17 protein-coding genes are annotated in these 25,641 nt (G+C 70.9%); 6 read left to right on the plus strand and 11 right to left on the minus strand.

Translation table 11 applies throughout. From position 1 onward, the window contains the following. Nucleotides 1-45 precede the first annotated feature (45 nt). From ABLE43_RS01370 to ABLE43_RS01380, 3 genes are all read left to right on the plus strand, one after another. Nucleotides 46-504 (plus strand): DUF5991 domain-containing protein, encoded by a 459-nt coding sequence (locus ABLE43_RS01370; protein ID WP_348976668.1) that lies wholly within the window; start codon nt 46-48, stop codon nt 502-504. A gap of 97 nt (nt 505-601) precedes the next feature. Further along, a complete protein-coding gene (locus tag ABLE43_RS01375) occupies nt 602-1,495 on the plus strand; it encodes a hypothetical protein (RefSeq protein ID WP_348976669.1) in 894 nt (297 codons plus the stop codon). After that, complete coding sequence (locus ABLE43_RS01380) at nt 1,486-3,132, plus strand: c-type cytochrome (protein WP_348976670.1); 1,647 nt, start codon at nt 1,486-1,488, stop codon at nt 3,130-3,132. The genes ABLE43_RS01375 and ABLE43_RS01380 overlap by 10 nt, the downstream gene beginning before the upstream one ends. Nucleotides 3,133-3,138: 6 nt before the next feature. On the opposite strand, the gene ABLE43_RS01385 is transcribed toward ABLE43_RS01380, so the two are convergent. The 6 genes from ABLE43_RS01385 to ABLE43_RS01410 form a co-directional block, all read right to left on the minus strand. Further along, nucleotides 3,139-4,116, minus strand: a complete 978-nt coding sequence (locus ABLE43_RS01385) for a nitroreductase family protein (protein WP_348976671.1) — start codon at nt 4,114-4,116, stop codon at nt 3,139-3,141. Next, on the minus strand, nt 4,113-5,201 hold the full coding sequence (locus ABLE43_RS01390) for a GNAT family N-acetyltransferase (RefSeq protein WP_348976672.1): 1,089 nt from the start codon (nt 5,199-5,201) through the stop codon (nt 4,113-4,115). Before ABLE43_RS01390 ends, ABLE43_RS01385 begins: the two co-directional genes overlap by 4 nt. Continuing rightward, the gene (locus ABLE43_RS01395; protein WP_348976673.1) at nt 5,198-6,334 is read right to left on the minus strand and encodes a hypothetical protein; all 1,137 of its coding nucleotides are present in this window, start codon (nt 6,332-6,334) and stop codon (nt 5,198-5,200) included. Before ABLE43_RS01395 ends, ABLE43_RS01390 begins: the two co-directional genes overlap by 4 nt. After that, nucleotides 6,331-7,209 carry a HesA/MoeB/ThiF family protein gene (locus ABLE43_RS01400; protein WP_348976674.1) on the minus strand — a complete coding sequence of 293 codons (879 nt, stop codon included), beginning with the start codon at nt 7,207-7,209 and terminating at the stop codon, nt 6,331-6,333. Before ABLE43_RS01400 ends, ABLE43_RS01395 begins: the two co-directional genes overlap by 4 nt. Beyond that, nucleotides 7,206-8,156, minus strand: a complete 951-nt coding sequence (locus ABLE43_RS01405; RefSeq protein WP_348976675.1) for a hypothetical protein — start codon at nt 8,154-8,156, stop codon at nt 7,206-7,208. Before ABLE43_RS01405 ends, ABLE43_RS01400 begins: the two co-directional genes overlap by 4 nt. Nucleotides 8,157-8,221: 65 nt before the next feature. Then, the gene (locus tag ABLE43_RS01410; protein ID WP_348976676.1) at nt 8,222-9,493 is read right to left on the minus strand and encodes a metal-dependent hydrolase family protein; all 1,272 of its coding nucleotides are present in this window, start codon (nt 9,491-9,493) and stop codon (nt 8,222-8,224) included. 28 nt (nt 9,494-9,521) lie between these two features. On the opposite strand from ABLE43_RS01410, the gene ABLE43_RS01415 reads away from it, so the two are divergent. The 3 genes from ABLE43_RS01415 (at nt 9,522) to ABLE43_RS01425 (ending at nt 12,868) form a co-directional block, all read left to right on the plus strand. Further along, nucleotides 9,522-11,705, plus strand: a complete 2,184-nt coding sequence (locus tag ABLE43_RS01415; RefSeq protein WP_348976677.1) for a penicillin acylase family protein — start codon at nt 9,522-9,524, stop codon at nt 11,703-11,705. Nucleotides 11,706-11,755: 50 nt separating this feature from the next. Further along, a complete protein-coding gene (locus ABLE43_RS01420) occupies nt 11,756-12,589 on the plus strand; it encodes an amidohydrolase family protein (RefSeq protein WP_348976678.1) in 834 nt (277 codons plus the stop codon). 93 nt (nt 12,590-12,682) lie between these two features. Beyond that, on the plus strand, nt 12,683-12,868 hold the full coding sequence (locus ABLE43_RS01425) for a hypothetical protein (RefSeq protein WP_348976679.1): 186 nt from the start codon (nt 12,683-12,685) through the stop codon (nt 12,866-12,868). A 217-nt stretch (nt 12,869-13,085) separates the two neighbouring features. Here ABLE43_RS01425 and ABLE43_RS01430 read toward each other — a convergent pair whose 3' ends face one another. From ABLE43_RS01430 to ABLE43_RS01450, 5 genes are all read right to left on the minus strand, one after another. Beyond that, the gene (locus ABLE43_RS01430) at nt 13,086-16,307 is read right to left on the minus strand and encodes a glycoside hydrolase family 2 TIM barrel-domain containing protein (protein WP_348976680.1); all 3,222 of its coding nucleotides are present in this window, start codon (nt 16,305-16,307) and stop codon (nt 13,086-13,088) included. 201 nt (nt 16,308-16,508) lie between these two features. Further along, nucleotides 16,509-18,371, minus strand: coding sequence for a beta-L-arabinofuranosidase domain-containing protein (locus ABLE43_RS01435; protein ID WP_348976807.1), 1,863 nt, complete (start codon nt 18,369-18,371; stop codon nt 16,509-16,511). A gap of 250 nt (nt 18,372-18,621) precedes the next feature. Continuing rightward, entirely contained in the window at nt 18,622-20,847 is a 2,226-nt protein-coding gene (gene katG, locus ABLE43_RS01440) for a catalase/peroxidase HPI (protein WP_348976808.1), read from the minus strand. 97 nt (nt 20,848-20,944) lie between these two features. Continuing rightward, a complete protein-coding gene (locus ABLE43_RS01445) occupies nt 20,945-22,372 on the minus strand; it encodes an efflux transporter outer membrane subunit (protein ID WP_348976681.1) in 1,428 nt (475 codons plus the stop codon). Nucleotides 22,373-22,383: 11 nt separating this feature from the next. Next, nucleotides 22,384-25,554, minus strand: a complete 3,171-nt coding sequence (locus tag ABLE43_RS01450) for an efflux RND transporter permease subunit (protein ID WP_348976682.1) — start codon at nt 25,552-25,554, stop codon at nt 22,384-22,386. Between the last annotated feature and the right edge of the window lie 87 nt (nt 25,555-25,641).

A 25,641-nucleotide genomic window follows, 5' to 3' on the forward strand; every position in this document is an offset into this window, starting at 1 on the left:
CGCGCGCTCGAACGTTACACCCTTGCCACGAACGGGAGAAGAATCATGTCGATCTCGATCAAAGCCGCCGCCGCCCTCGGCCTCGCCACGCTGGCGACGGCCCCCGCCACGGCGGCCCCGCTGTCCAGCTGGTACGGCCGCTATGTCTGGGAAGAGAATGTCGGCCGCCACGGCGGCGATACCCCGCAGGACAGCATCGCGGCGTTCGTCACCCGCACGCTGTCGATCGGGCCGGGCAACGGCGCGACCGGGTGCACGCTGAACGGGCAGGGGTTCCAGACCAACACCCGCATCCTGTGCACCGCGACGCCGCAGGGGGATTCGGTCGTCATCAAATTCTACAAATTCGGTCCCGACAACATGTTCGGCAACTATCGCATCGGATCGACGCTGCTGACGATGACCCGCACGCCCGGCGGCATCGTCACCCGCCTCGCCGCGATGGGGCCGTCGAGCGATGCGACGCCGCGCACGGGCAAGCTGTTCCGCCGCGTCGGAGGATGACCGCCGTCGCGCCCCCGGCCGCGTGCCGGGGGCATCCTTTCCGCCAGGTCGCCGCGCCGCGCCCCCGGAGCGTGACGGCGCGGCAGGAGACGTTCCGATGCCCCCGAACCCCCGCCCGGACACCATCCCCCTCGACCGCTACACCGGCATGGCCCGGCAGTTCGAGCGCACCGGGAACGGCCATGTCTTCCGTCGCGACGGCAGCGGTCCCGCGATCCCGGTCAGCGCCGAGGAACGCCGGGGTTTCCTCCGCGCCGGGCGCTGGTCGGCGGCGCTGCACTGCGCGGCGCTGCTGCTGGTGCTCGCCGCCGCGCTGCTCGGTGCCGAACATCTCCTTCCCGCCGCGCCCGGTGTCGCGCGCGCCGCCTTCGTCGGGCTGGTGACGGCCGGTGTCGGGCTGCTGCTCTATCGATCGCACGGCTGGTATGCCGATGCCCCGGCACGGGCGCTGGCCGGACGGCCCGCCGTCGGCCCCGCCATCGACGTCGACGTCACCCGCTGGCCGACGTACCGCGCCATCGCGGGCGGCACGGTCGTCGTCATGCTGGGGATCGTCCTGCACCACCGCACCACCGCCGCTTCGTCGGTGGGGCTGGGCGTCGCGGCGGCGGTGGTCGGGCTGGCGGTGGCGGCCATGAAATGGTGGTTCGAGCGCGGCTTCACCCCCCGGCAGCAACAGGCGGCGATCGCGCGTCGTCGCGCGGAGCGCGCGGCATCGCCGGGCAGGCGGTTGTCGACAGGGCGCATCCTGCTGCTGATCCTGTTCCTGCTGGTGGAAGGGGTGCTGATGCTGGGTGCGTTCCTGACGGTGATGGTCGGCATCGTCGGCGCGAGCGGCACGAACATGGACGATCCCGCGCCGCTGCCGTTCATCGGCGGCATGATCCTGGGCTTCGTCGCGGCGGGGCTGGTGATGTGGCCGCTGGAGAGGCTGTGCCGCCGCTGGACCGGCACCACGGTCGCCGACGAGTTCGGTTTCCTGTGGGCGTGATCCGCCGCTGGGGCCGGGGCGGGCTGATCGCGGCGGCGGTGGTGCTGTCCGCCGTGATACTGCTGCGCGGGTCGGACGATGCGGTGGCGGACCAGCCGCTCCCCCCCGGTCGCTGGAGCGATGCCGAGCGCGGTGCCTGGGCGTTCCGTACCGACGGTTTCGGTGGGCTGTCGGCGGGGCCGCTCGACACCCATGCCGTCCCGTGGAAGCTGGTCGCCGCCGCGCTGGTGCTCGACGCGCGGCGGCACGATCCGGCGGTCCCGCTGGCGGCGGCGTCGCTGCGACCGATCCTGTCGCGCTACGGATTTCTGTACCCGGCGGCGGTCGGCAACTGGCCCGGCGGATTGCCCGAGCCCGGTGCATCGCCGCTGCCGCTCGGCATGACGCACGGGGTGCTGTCGCCGGTGCGCGGCCTGCCGGTCGCGATCGCGAACCTCGGCTGTGCCGCATGCCATGCGGGCGCGACCTATGATGCGACAGGCCGCGCGATGCCGGAGCGGGCGTGGCTCGGCATGCCGAACAGTTCGCTGAACCTCGAAGGCTATACGGTCGCAGTATATGACGCGCTGCGCCGCGCGCAGGCGGACCGGCCCGGCCTGCTCCGCGCGACGGCGGCGATGTTTCCCGACATGGGGGCGCGCGAACGCCTTGCGCTCGAATGGCTGGTGCTGCCGCGCGTGGCGAAGCGGATCGACGCGCTGGCCGGGGCGGGCCGCCCGCTGCCGTTCCCCAACGGCCTGCCCGGCAGCACCAACGGCGTCGCCGCGCTGAAGATGGCGCTCGGCGTGCCGCTGAGGGACGGCGGGGCGGGCGAAGTCGGTTTCGTCTCGATCCCCGATCTCGGCTATCGCGACTGGCGGCGCAGCCTGCTGGTCGACGGGGCCTATGCGGTGCCCGGCGATGCGCCGGACCGACCGAGCCGCGCGGGCGACCGGACGCCCGCCCACCGCATATCGCAGGCGGCGATCACCACCTTCTTCACCGTGCCGAGCATGGGCGTCCATCCCGACCGGTCGGGCGGCAGCATCGCGGCGGCGCGCGATACGCTGGCCTTCCTGTCCGGCACCCGCGCGCAGCCGTTTCCCGGCCCGGTCGACCGGGCGGCGGCCACGGCGGGCGGCAGGGTCTATGCCGCGCACTGCGCCGCCTGCCACGGGCGCTATGATGCGGGGTTGCCGCCGAGGCTGGTCGCATTTCCCAACTGGATCGGCGATGTCGGCACCGATCCGCTTCGCGCCGAAGTGTTCGGCGACGCGCTGGTCGATGCGGTCCGCGCCTCGCCGTATCGCGACCGTATCGCGCCGCGGCGCAGCGGCGGCTATGCGGCACCCCCGCTCGGCGGAATCTGGGCGAGCGCGCCGTATCTGCACAACGGATCGGTGCCGACGATCGCCGCGCTGCTCGATCCGGCATTGCGCCCGGTGCGGTTCCGGACGGGCGGCCACGCGCTGGACTTCGTCGCGCTCGGGCTGCGGATCGACGCGGATGGGGGCTATCCGGCGGGCGTGCGTCCGTGGTCGCAGCCGGGGTGGATCGACACGCGCCGCCCCGGCCTCGCCAACGGCGGGCATGTGTATGGCGCGGCGCTCAGCGCGACGGAGAAGCGGCAGTTGATCGAATATCTCAAGCTGCTTTGAGGAATTTCAGACGATCAGGCGATCGACCGCGATCCGCGCGCGCGGACAGGCGGCATCGGCGGGCACTGGCCCCACCCGCCACGCGCTGACCAGTTCACGACCGGCGGGCAGGTGCGCGGCGACGCTTGCCGCCGCCGCAGGGTCGTCGGCCAGCGCCGCCATGACCGCGCCGCCCAATCCCGCCGCCGCGATGCGCAGCCACGCGCGGTAGAAGGCGCGACCGCTGTCGAAGCGCGCTTCGCCGTGCGGACGGTGGAACAGCGCGATCGCGGTGGCGCTGCGGATTTTCGCCGCTTCGGCGGTCAGCGGGGCGGCAAGGCCGACCCGGTCGAGCGGGCGGAACAACGGCCCCATCACCAGCCCCGCGCCGACCGCCTCGACCCGCGACATCGCCATGGCATCGGCATTGAGGCCGTCCTTGGCCCAGCGCGGATCGCGTCGCCGCAGCCGCATCCACGACAGCAGTTCGCGCCGGAACGCATCGTCGCGAAAGAAGCGATGGCCTGCGCGATCGACCTCGACGGCGATCCGCGCGATGGCGTCCGGGGCGGAAACGACGGCGAGGTCGTCCGCCGCCAGCGCCGCCGCCGCGCGCCGCTGCGCCTCGTTCGGGGCGGCGAAGGTGCCGCGATGCGACCGGCGGTCCGCGACGTAAGGACCGAGCGGATCGGCCCCGGTCCCCGGTTCGATTCCGAACCGCCGCTGCGGCAGCAGGTCGCCCTCTGGCGCGGGCAGGTCCGTCGCGCCGCGATCGACCAGCCGCCGCCCGCTACGCGACAGCGCGATGGCGAGGCCCTCTGCCGCCGCGCCGAGACTCGTCGCCGCGTCGCGTGCCGTCGGATCCCCGGCGGGCAGGCGGCGCGTCGCGTCCTCGAACAGGATCACGCCGTCGCCCGCAAAGCGCCACCGCGCGGGCTGGACGTTGTGGACGCTGGGGGCCAGCGCCGCCTCCGCCACCAGCGCGTACTGCTCGTCCGGGGTCATGCGAGCACCTTGCGGAACAGGTGCAGCCGGTGCAGCGGGCGCGCGCCCAGCCGCGCCATCTGGCGGAGGCTGGCGGCATTCCGGTCGGCGATCCAGGTGATGCCGAGGTCGCGGTAGCCCGCCGTCCGCAAGGTTTCGACCAGCCGGTGCAACATGCCCCCCATCAGCCCGTGGCCATGCGCGTCGCGCACCACCGAATAGAAGATGATGACCGCCCGCCGCCGTCGCAGCCGGTGGCGCAGGAAGTGGAACGGCGTCCGCCATCCGATCCGCGATCCCGTCGCGGCGAGGAAGCCGTTCAGGTCGGGAATGCACACGATCACCCCGACCGGTCGCCCGTCATGGACGAGGATGCTCGACAGGCGCGGATCGAGGATCGCCGACATCTCGCCCGCCTGGAACGCGAATTCCTCGCGCGTCAGCGGCACGAACATCGGATTGTCGGCAAAGCCGTCGTTCAGCACGGCGCGCGCCTGCTCCATCCGTTCGGGGAAGTCGCGCCGCGTGATCGGCAGGAAGTCATATCCTTCGGGCACCGCGCGCAGTCCCGCGACCTGCGCCCCGGCAAGGTCGAGGGTAAAGGTGGTCATCGGGAAGAAGCGCTCGTATCCGTTTTCTTCCAGCAGGCGCGGCAGATGGGCCGGGCCGACCAGCATGTCGGTATAGGCTTGCGCGCCGAACCCGCCGGTCATCACGCCCGCCTGCTGCATCGCGGTCAGGTTGAAGTTGCCCGCCACCTCGTCGCAGCCGTGTGTCCGCGCGAACGCCTCCACTGCGCCGAGCAGCGCGCGGGCGGCTTGCGGGTCGTCGGCGACGTCGAGGAAGCCGAACTGCATCCGCCGGGTGCCGTGGCGGGCGTTCGACGGGTCGTGCCGCACCGCCACCACCCGCCCGACCGGGCGTCCGTCGCGATGCACCGTCCAGAAGCGATGCGGATTGCCCGCCGACAGCAGCGGGTTGCGCTCCGGATCGAGCATCCGCCGCACATCGCCGCGCATCGGCGAGACATAGCCGACCGACGCATCATAGACCGCGAACGGCACCGCGAAGAATGCGTCGACGTCGCCCTGCCGCAATTCGATCATGCCGCAGCACCTTCCACCATCCGCGATACCGCCGCCAGCTCCGCCGCCAGCGTATCGCCGGTCAGCCCGCCTGCCGCGACCGCGAGGAACCGCGGCGGCGCGGCGGAGAGGCGGACGAGGTGCGTCGCCGCCGTGGCGTCGAGCAGGTCGCGTGCCAGGTCGCCCGCCGCGCGCGTCGCCACCCGGCGCTCGGCAAGCGCGCCGACCAGGCCGGGCGGATAGGGGGCCAGCACCTCGCCGTCGACCGGCCGCCCCGCCGCCAGCAGCGGATGCGCCGACAGGATCGCATCAGCGCCCGCATCGTCGGGCAGCGCGGCGACCGCCGCGACGATCGAGGGATGCGTACGCGCCAGCAGCCGTGCTTCGCCGCGCCGCTGCACGATCAGCGCCAGCGCCGCGACGGCGGCACCGATCGCGGCGACCTGTACCAGCTCGGTGGTCGACGCCGCCCGCCAGATCACGCCTGCGCCCCACGCCAGCAGCGCGGCGGCGACGGCCAGCGTCGCCACGTCGATCGCCACCGCGCGCCAGCGTGCGGTGCCGCCGACGAAGCGCGCGATCACCAGCACCAGCAGCAGCACGCCGAAGGCCCCGCCGCGCACCGGCAGGTCGCTGAACGCGCGGAAATCGCTCACCCCCAGCGGCAGCGCGACCAGCAGCGCGGCAGCGAAGATCGCCGCCTGCGTCGCTTCCGGCGCGCTCACGTCGCGGCGCCCCGCGACCAGCACCGCGACCGCGCACAGCGTCGCGACCACCTGCAACGCGGCGAGCGCCAGCAGCACCGGCCCGTCCCACCACGCCCCCGCGACCAGCGAGGCGAGGGTGAAGCCCAGCCCGCCGATGAGCACCAGCCATTTCATCCACGCCCGCGCATGGCGGCGCACGATCTGTTCGGCGACCAGCAGCACCAGCAGCGGCAGCCAGCTCGCCACCAGCATCAGCGGCACGTTCGCCGCCGCCGTGCCGCTCCACGCGAGCAGCCGCGCCGCCAGCAGCAGGGCAAGGCCCGCGAGCAGCGCCAGCACGCGCCCCGCCGTCGCCGACGCCCGCCATGCCTGCGCCACCGGCACCATCGCCAGCACCGCCGCGACGAGGGCGATGGCATTGACGATCAGGTCCGGCGTCACGCTCACGCCGCCGCCATCATCCGCGCTAGGAAGCGGCGGACCAGCAACCGGCGGACCGCCGCCACCGGGGCGGGTTTGGGCCGCTCGATGCGGGCACGGTGCGGATTGAAGAAATAGCCGCGCGCATCGGTGCCGCCGGGCCGGTTCAGGAGCACCCGCACCGCTTCCTCGGCCATCATCGTGCCCGCCATCGTCACCATCGTCGAAAAGGAGAAGCGCGAACGCTTGCCCGCCGCGACTTCGGCGGCGACCGCCAGGTCGACATGCGCGTGGCTGGAGGAGTGGACGAGGACATATTCGATCTCGCGCACCAGACATTCGGCGCGCATCGCGGCGTCCACCGCGGTCCATTCGACGCCGGGCGTCGGATAGCCCAGCCGTTCCTCGGGACGCGGATCGTGCGGGCGCACCACCGTGACCGAGGGTAGCGGCGAGGCATAGGCATCGATCACCGTCCGCCCCGCCGCCTTTGCCCGGCGATAGAGGTGCACCCCGGCGGCGGCATCGTCCATGCCGTTGACGATCACGTCGGCGCTGGCGGCGATACGGTCGAGTTCGGCGGTCCACTCCGCCCCCAGCACCTCGAACCGTGCCTCCGGGTTGATCCGCGCCGCCGTGTCGCGCGCGGCCTGCGCCTTGTGCACGCCCACCGTATCGAGCGTGCAGAACAGCTGCCGGTTCAGGTTCGACACCTCGAACCCGTCGAGATCGGCGACGATGAAATTGCCGACCCCGGCGCGCAGCAGCGCCATCAGCGCCGCGCCGCCCATGCCGCCGGTGCCGGGGATGAACACGGTGGCGGCGCGCAGCCGCGCCTGTTCCGCCTCCGTCACGAAGCCGCGATTGCGGGTCGTCATCTCGGCATAGCGGAAGCCGCTCATCGCGCGGGCCTGAGCGCGCCGAGCGATCGGTCGGCGGCGAGCCACTGGACGACCGGCGCGACCACCGCCTGCGCCGCCAGCACCGCGACCTGCACCAGCAACTGCGGCAGCGCCGCGCGGGGCACGCTGCGGCGCAGGAAGCGCTGCGCCGTCGCGAAGTTCAGCTGGCCGAGTTGCAGCACATCGTCCCCCCGTACGTAATCGAGCGTGTCGCGGCAGAAGTCGTTGTAGCGCGCGTCGCGGTGCTTCGCCGCCACGTCGAAGCGCTTCTTCAGATTGTCGGACCCGCCGGTATAGGCATCGGTGATGACGCCCCGGTCCGCGTCATACCCCGCGCCTTCGCCGACACCGAAAGCGTCGCGGTGATCGCGCAGGATCTGCCGCGCGAAATAGCGGTGGGCGAAGCTCGGCACCGGTTCGCGACCGCCCGGCCAGACGCGATCGAAGGTTTCGGCGACCATGCCGACCACCGCGGGCACCTGCGTCACGCTGCTGATCCACAAGGGCCGGAAGCGCCCGCGCACGAACAGCAGGAAGCAGGTGAGGCCATAGAGGATCCACGACAGCCCGGCGCTGCGCGCACCGGGATCGACCATGACCAAGCCCAGATGCAGCACATCGACCGTCTCGGCCCCCTGCCGGACGGGGAGGAGCGGCATCGCGTTGAACGCGACCGGCGTGCCCGTGCGCGTGTCGCGCACCAGCGTGACGACCGACCGGTGCCACGCCCGACCGTCCGCCGCGAACAGCCCATAGTCGAGCTGCCGCCCGTCGAGACAGGCGGCGACGACCGTGCGGCAGGCGTGCTGCAGCCCGGCGAGCGACGACGGCGGCATCCACGCCGCAGGGCGAGCGGCGATCTCGACGGTGAACTCGTCGCTTGGTCGGAAGGAAATGTGCAGGTTTTCCCGCCACATCGCCCGCATCGCGGTCAAGCCGAACGCCAAGACCCGTCTCCCATGCCTGCGTCGCGATGATCCTACATAACGCCCGACGTGGCAAGTTTGTCCCCCTATGGCGTCACGACCACGCCGTTGCGCACCACCAGCCGCACCGCGCGGACGGCGGCAAGGTCGGCGGTCGGATCGCCCCGCACCGCGACCAGATCGGCGAGCATGCCGGGCTTCACCGCGCCCAGCCGGTCGCCCAGCCCCATCCACCGCGCATTGCCCGAGGTCGCGGCCAGCAGCACCTGTGCGGGTGGCATCCCCGCCGCCGCCATCAGCTCCATCTCGCGCGCGTTCGTCCCATGGGCATAGACACCCACGTCGCCGCCCATGCAGATCGGCACGCCCGCCGCGCGCGCCATCCGGAAGCTGTCGCGGCTGGTCCGCACGCCGGGCGGCGCGGGTTCCGCTCCGTTCCACCCGCGATAGCGCGCACTGGCATCCGCCGCCGCCAGCGTGGCGCAATAGGCGATGCCCCTGCCAGCCATCGCCGCGAAGATCGCGGGCGTGCCGCCATAGCCGTGCTCGATCGTGTCGACCCCCGCCGCGATCGCCCGGCGCATCCCCTCGGCGGTGGAGGCATGGAGCGCGACCGGACGCCCGGCGTCATGCGCCGCCGCCACCGCCGCCTGTATCTCCGCGAGGCTGAGCGTCGCTCGCGCTTCCTCGCCCGCGCGCCAGCGGTAATCGGCATAGAGCTTGATCCAGTCGGCCCCCGCCGCGATCTGCCGCCGTACCGCCGCGACCATCTGTTCGGTGCCGGACACCTCTTCCGCCCCCTGCGGAATGTCGACGCCGGGCTCGAAGCCCTTGGGGCCATAGGCGCCCAGCGCCACGATCGCCCGCGTCGCGACGTGCAGCCGCGGCCCCGCGACGATCCCCCGGTCGATCGCCTGCTTCAGGCCGACATCGGCATAGCCCGCCCCCTCGGTCCCGAGGTCGCGCAGGGTGGTGAAACCGCTACGCAGCGTCGCGCCCGCCTGCGCCACCGCCCGCGCGGTGCGCAGCGCCAGCGGCTCGTGCAGCACCTGATCGTCCCAGCTCGCCTCGTCATAGGGATGGAGGAACAGGTGGCCGTGCCCCTCGATCATTCCCGGCATCAGCGTGGTCCCCGCCAGCTCGACGACACGGGCGTCGGCGGGCACGGCGAGGTCCGGCCCGACCGCGACGATCCGGTCGCCGCGCACCAGCACCTGCCAGCCCGCATGCACCTTGCCGTCCACCCCGTCGAACACGCCCGACGGCCGGAGCAGCAGGGGCGCGGCCTCGGGCGTCGGCGGTGCCTGTGCGCCGCCGAGCAGGAGCATCGCCGCGATCGTCCACCAGCGCTTGGCCATTGGCGTTTCCCCGTTCTAGACTGGCGTCATGGATAGGCTTCTGCGCCGTGCGCGCAATCCGCTCACCCTCGCGATGCTGTTCGCCACCGCCGCCGCCGCGCCGCCCGGCGACGACGCGCGCTGGCGGGCGCAGGCGGCGCGGGTCACGATCACCCGTGACGACTGGGGCATTCCGCACATCCACGGGCTGAGCGATGCCGACGCGGTGTTCGGCATGTCCTATGCGCAGGCCGAGGACGATTTCGCGCGGGTCGAGGCGAACTACCTCACCGCGCTCGGGCGCACGGCGGAGGCCGAGGGAGAGGCGGCGATCTGGGCCGATCTGCGCCAGCGGCTGTTCGTCGATCCGGACGAACTGCGCGCGCAATATGCCGCCGGTCCGGCTTGGCTGCGCGCGCTGATGGACGCATGGGCCGACGGGCTGAACTTCTATCTGGCAACGCACCCGGAGACGAAGCCGCGCGTGCTCACCCGGTTCGAGCCGTGGATGGCACTGAGCTTCACCGAGGGCAGCATCGGCGGCGATATCGAGCGCATCTCGCTGTCCGACCTCCAGACCTTCTACGGCCGGCCGACCCCGCCGACGCCGGAGGAACGCGGCGTGGTCCCGCGCGAGCCTTCGGGATCGAACGGCATCGCCATCGCGCCGAAACTGACCCGCGACGGGCATGCGCTGCTGCTCATCAACCCCCACACCAGCTTCTACTTCCGTTCCGAGGCGCAGGTGTCGAGCGACGCGGGGTTGAACGCCTATGGCGCCAGCACCTGGGGCCAGTTCTTCGTCTATCAGGGGTTCAACGCCCATGCCGGATGGATGCACACCACCTCGACCGTCGATAACATCGACCAGTTCGCCGAGAAGGTGTCGCGCAGCGGCGAGGGCTGGACCTATCGCTATGGACGGGAACTGCGCCCGGTCACGCGGCGCGAAGTGACGATCCGCGTGCGGCAGGGCGACGGGAGCATGGCCGAGCGGCGCTTCGTCACGTGGCGGACGCATCACGGCCCGATCGTCGCGGCAAGGGACGGGCGCTGGATCGCGACCGCGCTGATGTGGCGGCCGATCCCGGCGCTGGAGCAAAGCTGGCTGCGCACGAAGGCGACCGACCTCGCAGCCTATCTGAAGGTGGCCGAGCGCAAGGCAAATTCGTCGAACGACACGCTGTTCGCCGACGACAAGGGCGAGATCGCGTTCCTGATGCCGCAGTTCATGCCGGTGCGCGACGACCGCTTCGACTATACCCGGCCCGTCGACGGCAGCGATCCCGCGACCGACTGGCGCGGGCTGCATGCCCTGTCCACGCTGCCCAGCGTCGCCAATCCGCGCGTCGGCTGGGTGCACAACACCAACGACTGGCCGTGGAGCGCGGCGGGGCCGGACAGCCCGCGCGCGGCGGACTATCCGCGCTACATGGATCAGGTCGGCGCGAATGCGCGCGGCGAGCATGCCGACCTGCTGCTGACGGGCAAGCGCGGCTGGACGGCGGAGCGGCTGCGCGATGCGGCCTATGATCCCTATCTGCCCGCCTTCGCGCGGCTGCTGCCCGGCCTGGTCGCGGCGTGGCGTGCCCTGCCGATCGCCGATCCGCGGCGGCAGGCGCTGGCCGAACCGGTCGCGACGCTGGCGCGCTGGGACCATCGCTGGGGGTATGACTCGGTTGCGACCAGCCTCGCGGTGTTCTGGGGCGACCAGCTCTGGCGCGAGGTCGGCAGTTTCGCGCAAGCCGAGCGGATGAACGTGCCCGACTATATCGCCGCCCGGGTCGATGCCGCAGCGAAGCTCGCGGCGCTGGACGCGGCGGTCGCCCGTCTGACGCGCGATTTCGGCACGTGGCGTACCCCGTGGCGGGAGATCAACCGCTTCCAGCGGCTCGACGGCGCGATCCGCCCGCAGTTCGACGATGCGCGCACCTCGACGCCGGTCCCCTTCACCTCGGCGCAATGGGGCAGCCTCGCCTCCTTCGGCGCAAGGGCGTGGCCGGGCACGAAGCGCTATTACGGCACCAGCGGCAACAGCTTCGTCGCGGTGGTCGAATTCGGCAAGCGCGTCAGGGCCAGCGCGGTGATGGCGGGCGGGCAGAGCGGCGATCCCGCCTCGCCGCATTTCGCGGACCAGATCGACCGCTATGCCGCCGGTCGGCTGCGTCCGGTCTATTTCCACGCCGATGAACTGCGCGGCCATGTCGAGCGCCGCTATCGCCCCGGCGAATGATCCCCGCGCGACGTCCATGCCGCTCCGCCGAACCGGGCGGCGCGCTGACCATGACGATCATCGACGCCCATATGCATTGCTGGTCGCCCGCGGCGCCGGGCCATGCGTGGCCGACCGCCGAACTGCCCGCGCTGCACCGCGATTTCGGCATCGACGATCTGGCCGTTGCGGCGGGCGAGGCACCGCCGGCGGGCGTGGTGCTGGTTCAGGCGCAGCCGAACGATGCCGGGACCGACTGGCTGCTGGCGCTGGCGGCGCGCGAGGCGCTGGTGCTGGGGGTCGTGGGCTGGGTCGATCTGGCCGATGCCGCCGCCCCGGGGCGGATCGCCGCCCTCGCGAATGACCCGAAGCTGCGCGGGGTGCGCCCGATGTTGCAGGGGATCGCCGATACCGACTGGCTGCTGCGCGACGATCTTGCCCCCGCCATCGCCGCGCTGATCGAGCATGGCCTGCGCCTCGATGCGCTGGTCCAGCCGCGCCACCTGCCGATGCTCGCCCGCTTCGCCGACCGCTGGCCCGAGCTGCCGGTGGTGATCGACCATGCGGCCAAGCCCGGCACGGCGCACGGCGGGCTGGACCCGTGGCGCGCCGAAATCGCCGCGCTCGCCGCGCGCGGCCTGTGGTGCAAGCTGTCGGGCCTGCGCACCGAGCAACCGCCCGGCGAGGATGCGGATGCGCTCGCGCCCTATGTCGATCATCTGGTCGCGACGTTCGGCGAACGGCTGATGTGGGGCAGCGACTGGCCGGTGCTCACCCTGTCGGGGGACGGCTACGGCCAATGGCTGGCGGTGGCGGACCGGCTGGCCGGGCTGGACGGGGCGGCGCGGGCGCGGCTGTTCGCCGGAAGCGCGAGCGAGTTCTACGGCCTGCGCGGGGCGGCATGACCGGTCCCGGCGGGCGCATGGTGATGCCGGTCGCGAACCCGTTGCCCCCGTTTCCCGACTGGTGCGTTGAGGATGCCCATGAAGGAGAGCGCCATGACCGACCCCGTTCGACCCGATCCCGACATCGACTCGCCTGCCGACCTGCCGATCCAGCCGACGGGCAACGGGGTCGTCGATATGGAGATCGCGAAACTGCAGGCCGCTGTGGCGGACGGGATCGAGGATCCGTCGATCGAAACCCCGCTGCCGCACGACGGGTCGGGCGTCACCGGCACCTGAGGCCGGAGCGGCCGTCGAGCGGGCCGACCGTTCGCTGGCCTGCGCGGTCGCCACGGGCGTGACGCGGCGTCGTTCCCGTCCGGCCGGTCGGGCGTGGAGACGCGCCGGTCGCGGCCATCGTCCGACGTCCGCAGCCCCGGCCGGTCGTCGCCGCACGGATCGATCGTGGCGAGGATCTGCCACCGCCCGCCGTCGCGCATGATCCGGCGGCGGCGCATCATTCCTCCCCCGTCGCGCTGGCGGGACGCGCCTTGTCCGGGGTGGTGCCCGCACCCGCGAACGGTGTCAGGCGGAAGGCGACGCGGGTGGGGCCGGTCCCGGTGCGATATTGCGGCAGCGGCTTGCCGAATTCGCTCCACTGGGTGTCGCCGCCGACGCCCCATTGCGCGGCATCGACCAGCAGCGTCACCTGCCCGTGCGGCACGATATCGGTCGATTTCCACGTGCCCGGCGCATGGCGATCGAGATCGGCATAGGGGAAGGCCAGCGCGTTCATCATCAGCGGCGCCGCGCCCTGCACGCGCAGGCCGCGGCCCGCGCCGGAGAGCTCCATCCAGCGCACGTCGACCTTGTTGCCGGTTTCCTGCGGGCGGATGAAGTCGTGGTTCTGATCGGCGATGTGCCCGCGCCACAGGGCGATCGGGGCCGATCCCTTGCGATCGACATAGCTTTCATGCGGCCCGCGACCATACCATTCGACCTCGGTGATGTCGGTCGGCAGCGCGAAGGCCAGCCCGACGCGGAACGGCGGCGGCAGGTCGGCCTTCAGCGGGGTCAGCGTGGCGTCGATCGCGACCGATCCGTCGGAGGCCATCGCATAGCGCGTGTCGAACCGCGCCGCGCCGTCGCCCAGCGCATGGCTGACCGTGACCGTGCCGGTGGCGCTGTCGGCGCGGATCGCGGTGACGGTGCGCGCGTCGCTCATCGCCTTCCACATCGCGAGCTGCCTGTCGGTGCCGATGCCGAGATCGTTGTCGGTCACCGCGCGCCAGAAATGCGGCGCACCGCCGGTCGCGAGGTCGCGGCCCCCGCTCGCATAGCGGCGGACCAGCCCGGTCGTGCGGTCGATCTCCAGCGTCGCCGTCCCGGCGGTCAGGACGAAAGCGTCGCCGCGCTGGCGCAGCGTCGCGACGCCCGCCGGGGCGGCGAGCGGCGCAGGCGTTCCGGCCAGCGCCAACTGCTCGAAGCCGACCAGCGTGCCGCCGGGCACGAGCGGCACCGCGCCGTCCCGCGACCGCACGTTGATCGTCACGAAATATTCCGCGTCCGCCCGGCGCGCGACGGTGGAGAGCGGCAGGGTGATCGTCTCCGCCTGCCGCGCCGCCGTGGTCAGCGGCGGCAGCGCACCGGCAGCCACGGTCACGCCGTTCTCGGTCACTTCCCAGTCGAGCGCGAAGCCCGACAGGTCGCGGAAGTCGTGCCGGTTGCGCACCGTCACCCGCCCGGTCGCGGGATCGAACCCGTCGAACTGCACCGGCGCATAGACCTTGCGCAGCTCATAGAGTTGCGGGTTGGGCGTCCGGTCGGATTGCAACAGCCCGTCGCCGAACTCGATATCGCCGCCCGGATTCGGGCCGTACTCGCCGCCGTCGCCCCAGTAGCGGCGTCCGTCCTTCGTATAGCGGTACATCGACTGATCCACCCAGTCCCATGCGAAGCCGCCTTGCAGCTTGTTCGGCCAGGCGTAGATGGTGTCCCAATATTCCTGCAGGTTGCCGCCCGACTGGCCCATCATATGCGCATATTCGCACTGGATCACCGGCTGCCGGAAATTCCAGTTCTTGGCATAGTCCGCCAGCTTCACCGCCGGATCGTACATCGGCGCATAGATGTCGGCATACCAGTTGGGCCGGTGGTCGTGGATGCCGCCCCATGTGCCCCAGCCGAGATAGCTGATGAGCCGGCCCGGATCGCGCGCCCGGGCGGCGGCGGCGGCGGCCTCGAAATTGGGGCCGATGCCCGCCTCGTTGCCCAGCGACCAGAAGAGGATCGAGGGGTGGTTCTTGTCGCGTTCGACCATGTTGGTCACGCGGCTGACATGCGCCTCGCGCCATGCCGGATCGAAGCCGATCTGCAACCGGGCGCGATCGTCCGGATGCTTGTTGGCATAGTCCATATAGGCGTGGCTCTCGATATTCGCCTCGTCCATGACGTACAGGCCATAGCGGTCGGCGAGTTCGTAGAGATACGGGTCGTTGGGATAGTGCGAGGTGCGGACCGCGTTGATGTTGTTGCGCTTCATCAACCGGATGTCGTTCTCCATCGACGCGCGGCTGACGACGTGGAAGGTCTCCGGATCATGTTCGTGGCGGTTGACGCCGCGGATCGTGATCGGCCTGCCGTTCACCGATACGAGGCCGTTCTTCATTTCGACCGTGCGGAAGCCGATGCGGCTGGCGGTCGATTGCAGCACGGTGCCGCGCGCGTCGGTCAGCTCGACGACCAGCGTGTAGAGATCGGGCGTCTCGGCGGTCCACGGTCGCACGCCCGGCACCGATCCGGTCAGCGTCACCACCCGTTCCGCGGCACCGCCGGGCACGGTCGCGCGGCCTTCGGCGACGGTTTGCGCCCCGTCGCTCAGCACATAGCGCGCGGTCGTCGCCGCCCCCGGCGTCACCGCCAGTTCGAGCGCCAGCTTGCCGTCGCGGTAGGCGGCGTCCAGCCCGGCATGGACGAAGACGTCGCGCACCCGCGTCTTCGGCGCGGCCATCAGATAGACGTCGCGCTCGATCCCCGACACGCGCCAGAAGTCCTGATCCTCCAGATAGCTGCCGTCGGACCAGCGGATGACCTGGATCGCCACCGTGTTGCGCCCTGCTCGCACGAACCGGGTGACGTCGAACTCGCTCGGCAGCTTGGAGTCCTCGGCATAGCCGACCTTCTGTCCGTTGACCCAGACGTAATAGGCCGCGCCTGCCGCGCCGATGTGCAGCACGACGTCCTGCCCGGCCCAGCCCGCGGGCAGCGTCACGTCGCGGCGATAGGAGCCGACCGGGTTGGTCGCATGCGGGATCAGCGGGCGATTGGCGGGAAAGGGATAGGTGATGTTGTTGTAGCGCGCCTGGTCATAGCCCTCGGCCTGCCACATCGCGGGCACCTTGATGCTCTTCCACCCCGACACGTCGTATTCGGGGCGCTCGAACCCGACCGGCACGTCGGTGGTGTTGGGCGAGAAGGCGAACTTCCATTCGCCGTTCAGCGACAGGAACCGGTCGGACTTCGCCCGGTCCCCCGCCAGCGCCCTGGCCCGGCTCTCGAAGGGAAAGCCGGTCGCGCGCGCGGGCAGCCGCCCGACATCGTTGACCGTGGGGTTTTCCCAGTCGGGGCGGCCGGGGTCGACCTGCACCGGATCGACGCGGGGCGCATTACTCTGCGCTGATGCGGTACCGGCGACGGCCATCGCCACGGCGGCGGCGCCGATCCTCAACATGCTACGCATCCGCTTCTTCCCCTTCCTGCGAATAGTATATCGGTCATGAATCTCACGCCCGCCCGATAGCCCCGGCGCACACAGGTGCCGATCCGGAACCGGTCGCGCCGCCCGGTGCGGACGGCATGGAATATCCAATAGCGCGAAACGGGCGACGGGGCGAACGCTTCGCCCCGTCGCCGGTCATCGAGCGCCGCGCCGCTTCCCCGGTCAGGCGGGCGCCAGATCCCAGTAGGTCGCATAGCGTTCGTGCGCGATGCGGTGGTACGGGATCAGGCGGATCGGCGCGCCGTCCGCCGCGGGGATCGTGAATTCGAGCGGCCTGCCCGTCGGTCGGACGCGCTGCGCCAGCGCCGCCGGATCGCCGGACAGGCGCGGAACGGCGAAGGGCGTGTCGTTGTACGTCCCGTACAGCCGTTCGTTGACGACGATGTCCGCGCCGGGGGCCAGCCCCTCGCGCCCGAACGCCCCCGCCAGCACCAGCGGGCCATAGGTGAAGGCGACGATATCGGCGGCTGCCGGCAGCGGTTCCGCCGCGACCGCCATGGCAAGGCGCAACTCCACCCGGTCGCCGTCCTGCCACACCCGCGTGAGATCGAGATACCGCCCCGGCGTGGTCGAGCGGACGACCTCCGCGCCGTTGACGAGGACGGTCGCGGTGCGGCTCCATCCGGGATGGCGCAGCTTGAGCGTCGCCGGGGTCGCGCGCTTCGCCTGCCAGCGCAGCGTCGTCGTCGGTGCATCCGGGAAGCTGGTCGTCTGCGTCACTACCGCGTCCTTCGCCCGCCAGCGCACGCTCGAGGGCACGAACAGGTTCACATACAGCGCGGACGCATCATGGAAATAGATCGAGTCGCGGTATTTGACATGGTTTTCCATGCCCGTGCCGGTGCAGCACCAGAAGCTGTCCTCGGGGGTGTGGTACAGCTTCATGTAGCCGGGCCGTGCCCCCTGGAAATAGGTCGCCATGCCGCTGTCGGGATCCTGCGACGCGAGGATGCCGTTGTAGAGCGTACGCTCGTAATAGTCGGCATAGCCGGCGCGGGGATCGTGCAGGAACAGCGCCCGCGTCAGCTTGAGCATATTGTGCTGGCCGCACGTCTCCGATCCCTTGGCGGAAAACACGTGGTCGCGCACGTCGGCGATCGCGAAGAAATGCTCCGCATCGCCGTGCCCGCCGGTCGCGAACGAGCGGGTCTGCACCACCGTCCGCCAGAAGAACGCCGCCGCGTCGTGATAGGCCGGATCGCCGGTCGCCTCATGCACGCGCTGGAAGCCGACGATCTTGGGCACCTGCGTATTGGCGTGCAGCCCGTCGAGGTGATCGCGCGCGCGCGCCAGCGGCAGCAGCACCGCCTTGTGCGAGAAGCGCTGCGCCAGCGTCCGGTAATCGTCGGTGCCGGTCATCAGATAGAGGTCGGCGTAGACCTCGTTCATGCCGCCGTGTTCGGTCGCCAGCATCGCCTCGAACGCATCGTCCGACAGCGGGCGGCACGCGGCCACGCCCCAGTCCGCCAGCCGCAGCAGCACCGCGCGCGCCGCCTTGCTGTCGGCCAGCAGCGTGGCGTCGCGCAGCCCGGCATAGAGTTTGTGCAGCGTGTACCACGGCACGCCGGTGATCGGTTCGCCGCGCAGATGCGCCGCGATCAGCGCCGCGCCCTTCGGAAATGCGCAGACGAGGCCGCTGTTCGCCGCCGCCTGGCATGCGGCGAGTTCGGCGGCGATGTGATCGATGCGCTGCCGGTAGCGCGCGTCGCCGGTCGCGCGACAGGCCAGCGCACATGCGGACAGATAATGGCCGAGCGTATGGCCGTGGCAGTTGATCTCGTCCCACGTCGCTTCGGATTCCCAGCCGCCATAGACGGGCGCGCGGGGCGGCAGCCCGGCGTTGACGCGGAAATTGTGCAGCATCCGGTCGGGCTGGAGCGTCAGCAGATAGGCTTCGGTCCGGCGCTGCGCGTCGAGGAACGGGCCGTCGCCCAGCGTCACGTCGCCCATGTCGAACGCCTGCAACCGGGCGACCGGGCGCGCCGCCGGTGTCGGGGCGTCGGCGGCCTGTACGGGGCGCGGCATCGCCAGCGCCCACGTCGCGGCAAGCGCACCGGTGGCGAGGATGTCGCGGCGCGAATGGCCCGTGCAGCAGCGGTCATGGGTCAAGGCATCGTCTCCCGTACGCGGCCTGTCGCCGTCGTTGTTGGGGGAGACGCTACCACCGGATCGGCGTGCGGCGCTATCCGATGCAGGGGAGCGGTACGAAAAGGGGCGCGGCGGCCCGGACCCGTGGTCCGGACGCGCCGCGCCCCCTTTGTCCCGGCGGGCGGGATCAGGTCGCCTGGTTGGCCGATACCGGCCGGGCGGTGACGTCGAAGCGGTCGGCGTTCATCACCTTGACCCATGCCTTCACGAAGTCGCGCACGAACTTTTCCTCGTGCCCGTTCTCGGCATAGACCTCGGCGGTCGCGCGCAGCTGCGAGTTGGAGCCGAAGATCAGGTCGGTCCGGGTCGCGCGCCACCGCTCCGTCCGGCCGCCGCGGTCATAGCCGATGAACTTCTCGTCGCTCGACGCATCGACCAGATCCCAGAAGGTATCGTTGTCGAGCAGGTTGACGAAGAAGTCGTTGGTCAGCTGCCCCGGACGATCGGTCAGCACGCCTTCGGGCGCATCGCCGTGGTTCGCGCCCAGCACGCGCAAGCCGCCGACCAGCACGGTCATCTCCGGCGCGGACAGCCCCAGCAGCGACGCACGGTCGAGCAGCAGCTCCTCGGTCTTCACCGGGTTGCGGGTCTTGAGGTAGTTGCGGAAGCCGTCCGCCTGCGGCTCCATCCAGTGGAAGCTCTCGACATCGGTCCAGTCCTGCGTCGCGTCGCCGCGACCGCCGAGGAACGGAACCTCCACGTCGAACCCGGCATCGCGCGCCGCCTTCTCGACCGCCGCCGATCCGGCCAGCACGATCGCGTCGGCGAGCGACATGTCGCCGCGCAACTCGTTCAGCTTGGCGAGCACCTGCCGGAGCTGTTCCGGCTCGTTGACCGCCCAGTCCTTCTGCGGGGCGAGCGCGATGCGCGCGCCGTTGGCGCCGCCGCGATGGTCCGACCGGCGATAGGTCGATGCCGAGGCCCAGGCGGTCTTGACCAGCTGCGCCACGGTCAGCCCGCTTCCCAGCACCGCGTCCTTGAACGCGGCGACCGCGGCGTCCGACGGCGCGGTGCCTTCGGGTACCGGGTCCTGCCAGATCAGCGTCTCCTGCGGCACTTCCGGGCCGAGGTAGCGGATCTTCGGCCCCATGTCGCGATGGGTCAGCTTGAACCATGCGCGGGCGAAGGCATCGTCGAGCGCCGCCTGATCGTCGCGGAAGCGCAGCGCGATCTCGCGGAACTCGGGGTCCATCTTCAGCGCCATGTCGGCGGTGGTCATCATCGTCGGCACGCGCTTGTCGGGATCGCGCGCGTCGGGGGCCATGTCCTCGGGATCGGGGTTGATCGGGGTCCACTGCTTGGCGCCCGCCGGGCTCTGCGTCAGTTCATACTCGTATTTGAACAGCAGGCGCAGATAGTCGCCGGTCCATTTCGTCGGGTTGTTCGACCACGCACCCTCGATACCGGAGGTGGTGATATGGCCCTTGCCGATCTCGTCGCTGTCGGTCAGCCAGCCCAGCCCCTGCTGGTGGATCGCTTCGGCTGCGGGGTTCTTGAAGCCCGTGGGGGGCTTGGCGCCATGCGCCTTGCCGAAGGCGTGGCCGCCCGCGGTCAGCGCCACCGTCTCCTCCGAATTCATCGCCATCCGCTGGAACGTCGCCTTCATGTCGCGCGCGGATTGCAGCGGATCGGGGTTGCCGCCCGGCCCTTCGGGATTGACGTAGATCAGGCCCATCTGGATCGCGGCGAGCGGTCCTTCCAGCTCGGGCAGTTCCTCGGTGATGCGGGTCTGCGCGCCCTCGTCGACCCACAGTTCCTCGGCACCCCAGAAGGTGTCGCCTTCCGACGCATAGACGTCCTTGCGCCCGCCCGCGAAGCCGAACACCGGCCCGCCCATGCTCTCGATCGCGACATTGCCCGCGAGGATGAACAGGTCGGCCCAGCTGATGTGCTTGCCGTATTTCTGCTTGATCGGCCACAACAGGCGACGTGCCTTGTCGAGGTTGCCGTTGTCGGGCCACGAATTGAGCGGCTCGAACCGCTGCTGCCCCGACGACGATCCGCCGCGCCCGTCGGTCACGCGATAGGTGCCCGCGGCATGCCACGCCATGCGGATCATGAACGGGCCGTAATGGCCATAGTCGGCGGGCCACCACGGCTTGCTGTCGGTCATCAGCGCGTGCAGGTCGGCCTTCAGCGCAGCGTAATCGAGCGTCTGGAAAGCCTCGGCATAGTCATAGTCCTGACCCATCGGATCGGGCGAGACGCCGTGCTGGTGCAGCATGTCGACCGGCAGCGCATCGGGCCACCAGTCGCGGTTCGTCCGCCCCAGCAGCGACCGTGCCTTCACCTCGCCGCCGCCGTTGCCCCCCATCGGGCAACCGCCGCTTCTGGGCTGTTCGTAATCGGCCATCTCGGTGTCCTCTTCCAACCGGTGTTTGCTTGGCCTGAGAAGGTGCCGCATCCCAACGAGTTCCGTCCAATCGATTATTCGGGACGAATCGATCATATTATCCGATCACCGGCACCGCGCCGGTCGCCTGCACCCGCCAGCCGCCGCCGAGCGCGCGGAACAGGTCGATCTGCCGGCGGGCGATCTGCGCATCGGCCAGCGCGAGTGCCGCTTCGGTGTCGGCCAGCGTCCGTTCGGCGTCGAGTTGCGCGAGGCTGTCGATCTGCCCCTCGCGTTGCTGCGCACGGGTGATGCGCGCGGCGAGCGCCGCCTGATCGCGCGCGGCCTGAAGCGCGGTGCGGCGATCTAGGGTGCGGGCATAGTCGGACAATGCGACCTCGGTCTCCTCGATCGCGGTCAGGACGGTGCCGTCGAACCCGGCCAGCGCGGCCTGGCTGTCGGCCTCCGCCGCGGCGATCCGTGCGCGCGCCTTCGTCGGGTTTACGTTCCAGTGCAGCAGCGGCCCGAGCAGCCAGTTGAGCGGCCCCGCGCCGAAGATATTGCCGAGCCCGGTGCCGGTCGAACCGATCGAGCCGCCAAGGCTGATCCGGGGATAGAGATCGGCGGTCGCGACCCCGATGCGCGCGGTCGCCGCCGCCAGCCGTCGTTCGGCGGCGCGCACGTCCGGACGGCGGGCGAGCAGCGCGGCACCATCCCCGACCGGGATCGGCTGCGTCAGGCGCAGCGTCTCCGTCCGTGCGGCGGCGATGCCCGGCAGCTCGGCGGGCGTCCGTCCGGTCAGCGTCGCCAGCCGGAACAATGCCGCCTGCCGCTCCGCCGCCAGCGCGGGGACGTCGGCAAGTCGCTGGTTGCGCAGGGCGGCGATCCGCGCGGTATCGAGGCCGGTGGTCAGGCCGACCCTGGCCCGCCCCTGCGTCACCCGCAGCGACCGGTCGAGCAGCGCCACGATCCGCTCGGCGACCGCCAGCCGCTCGGCGGCGGAGGCGGCATCGGCATAGGCGCGGGTGGTGTCGGCGACGACCGCGACGCGCACCGCATCGACATCGGCCTGCGCCGCGCCGACATCGCCCGCCGCCGCCTCGACATTGCGGCCGATCCGCCCGAACAGATCGACCTCATAGGCGACGTCGAGGCCGGTATCGATCGTCCAGTCCTCGCGCTGCACGCCCGGCGGACGCTGGATCGCGGACAACCGGCCATAGGTGGCGCTCGCCCCCGCCGTCGCCTGCGGCTGGCGATCGCCGCGTACCTCGCGGAGCGACGCGCGGGCGCGGGCCAGCCGCGCGACCGCGACGCGGATGTCGGTGTTGGCCGACAGCGCGTCGGCGATCAGGCCGTCCAGCACCGGGTCGTCGTAGAGTTGCCACCAGCGGTCGTCGGCGGTCGGCAGCGTGCTGACGGCGGGCGTCGTGGTCAGGAACTGGCCTGCCGCGCTCGCCGGAGTCGCGGGCGGGCGATAGTCGAGGCCGACGGCACAGGCGGCGAGGCTGAGCGCCGAGGCGGCGGCAAACATCGTGCGGATCATGGCAGGGTTCCTCATTCCGCGGGCTGGATCTGGCGCGGCGCGGCGGCGGGGCGGCGGCGCAACCGGTCGCTCAAGGTCCGGCAGACGACGTAGAAGGTGGGGGTGAAGATCAGGCCGAAGCCGGTGACGCCGAGCATGCCGAAGAACACCGCGGTCCCCAGCGCCTGGCGCAGCTCCGCGCCCGCCCCGGTCGCCACCAGCAGCGGCACCGCGCCCAGCACGAACGCGAAGCTGGTCATCAGGATCGGGCGCAGCCGGTCACCCGCCGCCCGCACCGCCGCCTCGACCGGGCTCAGGCCGTCGATCGCCTCCGCCTGTCGCGCGAACTCGACGACGAGGATCGCGTTCTTGGCGGCGAGCGCGATCAGCACGACGAGGCCGATCTGGGTCAGGACATTGTTGTCCATGCCCCGCAGGTTCACCCCGATCATCGCTGCCAGCAGGCACATCGGCACGATCAGGATGATCGACAGCGGCAGCACGAGACTTTCATACTGCGCCGCCAGCACGAGGAAGACGAACACGACGGCCAGCGCGAAGACGATCGCGGCGGTATTGCCCGCCAGCCGCTGCTGGAACGCGATGTCGGTCCATTCGGTGCTGTATCCGGCGGGCAGCGTCTCGCTTGCCAGCTTCTCCATCGTCACCAACGACTGGCCCGACGAGAAGCCGGGGGCGGTGTTGCCGTCCACCTCGACCGCGGGGAACATGTTGTAGCGCACGACGCGGTACGGGCCGGTCTTGTCCTCGAACGTCGCGACCGATCCGATCGGCACCATGCCGCCCGCGTTCGATCGCGTCTTCAGATTGGCGATATCCGCCTCGGTCGCGCGGAACGGGGCGTCGGCCTGCGCCGTCACGCGATAGGTGCGGCCGAGCAGGTTGAAGTCGTTGACGAAGGCCGAACCGAGATAGACGTTCAGCGCCTCGAACACGCGCTCGGGCGGTACGCCCAGCAGGTCGGCCTTGGCCCGGTCGATATCGGCGAACACGCGCGGGGTGGCGGTGTCGAAGAAGGTATAGGCGCCCGCGAGGCCCGGTGCCTGATTGGCCTTGGCGATCAGGCCATAGGCTTCCTTGCCGAGCGCCTGATAGCCGTGCCCGCCCTTGTCCTGTACCATCATGCGGAACCCGCCCGCAGCACCGATGCCCTGGATGACGGGCGGCGGCACGATCATCAGCCGCGCCTCGGTGATGTCGGCGGTGGCCTTCTGCGCCGCGGCCATCACGTCGTTGACATGGATGCCCTTGCGATCCTTGAAGTCCTTCAGCGGGATATAGGCCGCGGCGGCATTGGGGGCGAGCGTCTGCGACGGGCCGTCGAACCCGGCGAGCATCACCGCCCCCTTCACCCCGTCGAGCGGCAGGATGCGGCCGGCGACCTTGCGCATCACCGCATCGGTCCGCTCGACCGACGCGCCGGAGGGCAGCTGGATCACGGTCAGGAAATAGCCCTGGTCCTGCTGCGGGATGAAGCCGGTCGGCGTCGTCCACAGCATCGCGACCGTCGCGGCGATCAGACCGGCATAGGTCGCCATCACCCGTTTCGGCCGGGTGACGAGCGCCTGGGTCAACCGGCTATAGCGCGCGCTCATCGCATCGAAACCGCGGTTGAACGCATCCCCGGCGGCGCGCAGGCGGCGCATCACCAGCCCCCGGTCGCCGTGATCCTCGGCATGATCCTTCAGCAGGATCGCGGCGAGCGCGGGCGACAGGGTGAGCGAGACGAGCAGCGAGATGACCGTCGCGGTCGAGATGGTCGCGGCGAACTGCTGGTAGAAGGCACCCGAGATGCCGTTCATGAACAGCGTCGGGATGAACACCGCGCACAGCACCGCGACGATCGCGACCAGCGCGCCCGCCACCTCGTCCATCGAGGTGAAGGCGGCCTGCAGCGGCGTCAGCCCGCGCGCGAGGTTGCGCTCGACATTCTCGACCACGACGATCGCGTCGTCGACGACGATGCCGATCGCCAGCACCAGCCCGAACAGCGACAGGTTGTTGAGCGAATAGCCGACCAGCAGCAGCACCGCGAAGGTGCCGATCAGCGACACGGGGATCGCGACCACCGGGATGATCGCCGCGCGCCAGCGTTGCAGGAACACGATGATGACCAGCACGACGAGGACGATCGCCTCGACCAGCGTCTTCATCACCTCGTCGATCGACTGGGCGATGAACTCGGTCGGGTTGTAGATGACGCGATATTCGAGGCCCTTGGGAAAGGTCTTCTGCGCCGCGTCCAACTCGGCGGTGATCGCCTTGGCGGCGGCGAGCGCGTTGGAGCCGGGACGCTGGAACACGCCCAGCAGCACGGTCGGCTCGCCCGAGAGATAGGTGTTGGTCGAATAGTCGGCGGCGCCCAGCTCCACGCGCGCCACGTCGCGCACGCGGACCTGACGGCCGTCGGCATCGGTGCGCACGACGATGTCGGCGAACTGCTGCGGCTCGCTCAGCCGTCCCTGCGTCTCGACGTTCAGCTGGAAGGCGTTGCCCTGCGCATAGGGCGGCTGGCCGAGCGTGCCCGCCGCGACCTGCACGTTCTGCGCGCGCAGCGCCGCGACGATATCCCCCGCCGTCAGCCCCAGCGAGGCGGCGCGGCCCGGATCGATCCACACCCGCATCGCATAGTCGCGCGCACCGAACAGCTGCACGTCGCCGACCCCCTCGATCCGGGCGAGGCGGTCCTTGACCTGCGTCAGCGCATAGTTGGACAGATATTGCGTATCGAGCGAGCGGTCGGGCGAGACGAGGTTCACCACCATCAGGAAGTCGGGCGACGTCTTCTTGGTGACGATGCCCAGCCGCTGGACCTCCTGCGGCAGGCGCGGGGTCGCGATGGCGACGCGGTTCTGGACCAGCACCTGCGCCGCGTCGAGATCGGTGCCGGGCTTGAAGGTCACGGTGATCGTCACCCGCCCGTCGCCGGTCGATTGCGACGACTGGTAGAGCATGCCGTCGACGCCGTTGATCTCCTGCTCGATCGGTGCGGCGACGGTTTCCGCCACCGTCTCGGCGGCGGCACCCGGATAGGTCGCGGCGACCGTCACGGTCGGCGGCACGATGTCGGGATATTGCGAGACGGGCAGGCCCAGATAGGCGAGGCCGCCGACGATCGTGATGACGACCGCGATGACCGCCGCGAAGATCGGGCGGGTGATGAAGAAGCGCGACAGGCGCATGCAAGGCCTCCTCGCCCCAGGGGAGCGATGACGAGAGGAAGTTCGGAAGATGGATCGGCACCCGCCCGCAGACGGGCGCCGTTACCG

It is taken from the genome of Sphingomonas silueang (genome assembly GCF_040049155.1).
Lineage (GTDB): Bacteria > Pseudomonadota > Alphaproteobacteria > Sphingomonadales > Sphingomonadaceae > Sphingomonas > Sphingomonas silueang.

Excerpts from the sequence above, each read along its gene's own strand:
- ABLE43_RS01370 (WP_348976668.1), top strand. The coding sequence starts at position 46 with ATGTCGATCTCGATCAAAGCCGCCGCCGCCCTCGGCCTCGCCACGCTG.
- ABLE43_RS01375 (WP_348976669.1), top strand. The coding sequence starts at position 602 with ATGCCCCCGAACCCCCGCCCGGACACCATCCCCCTCGACCGCTACACC.
- ABLE43_RS01385 (WP_348976671.1), bottom strand. The coding sequence starts at position 4,116 with ATGACCCCGGACGAGCAGTACGCGCTGGTGGCGGAGGCGGCGCTGGCC.
- ABLE43_RS01390 (WP_348976672.1), bottom strand. The coding sequence starts at position 5,201 with ATGATCGAATTGCGGCAGGGCGACGTCGACGCATTCTTCGCGGTGCCG.
- ABLE43_RS01400 (WP_348976674.1), bottom strand. The coding sequence starts at position 7,209 with ATGAGCGGCTTCCGCTATGCCGAGATGACGACCCGCAATCGCGGCTTC.
- ABLE43_RS01410 (WP_348976676.1), bottom strand. The coding sequence starts at position 9,493 with ATGGCCAAGCGCTGGTGGACGATCGCGGCGATGCTCCTGCTCGGCGGC.
- ABLE43_RS01415 (WP_348976677.1), top strand. The coding sequence starts at position 9,522 with ATGGATAGGCTTCTGCGCCGTGCGCGCAATCCGCTCACCCTCGCGATG.
- ABLE43_RS01420 (WP_348976678.1), top strand. The coding sequence starts at position 11,756 with ATGACGATCATCGACGCCCATATGCATTGCTGGTCGCCCGCGGCGCCG.
- ABLE43_RS01425 (WP_348976679.1), top strand. The coding sequence starts at position 12,683 with ATGACCGACCCCGTTCGACCCGATCCCGACATCGACTCGCCTGCCGAC.
- ABLE43_RS01430 (WP_348976680.1), bottom strand. The coding sequence starts at position 16,307 with ATGCGTAGCATGTTGAGGATCGGCGCCGCCGCCGTGGCGATGGCCGTC.
- ABLE43_RS01435 (WP_348976807.1), bottom strand. The coding sequence starts at position 18,371 with ATGCCGCGCCCCGTACAGGCCGCCGACGCCCCGACACCGGCGGCGCGC.
- katG (WP_348976808.1), bottom strand. The coding sequence starts at position 20,847 with ATGGCCGATTACGAACAGCCCAGAAGCGGCGGTTGCCCGATGGGGGGC.
- ABLE43_RS01445 (WP_348976681.1), bottom strand. The coding sequence starts at position 22,372 with ATGATCCGCACGATGTTTGCCGCCGCCTCGGCGCTCAGCCTCGCCGCC.
- ABLE43_RS01450 (WP_348976682.1), bottom strand. The coding sequence starts at position 25,554 with ATGCGCCTGTCGCGCTTCTTCATCACCCGCCCGATCTTCGCGGCGGTC.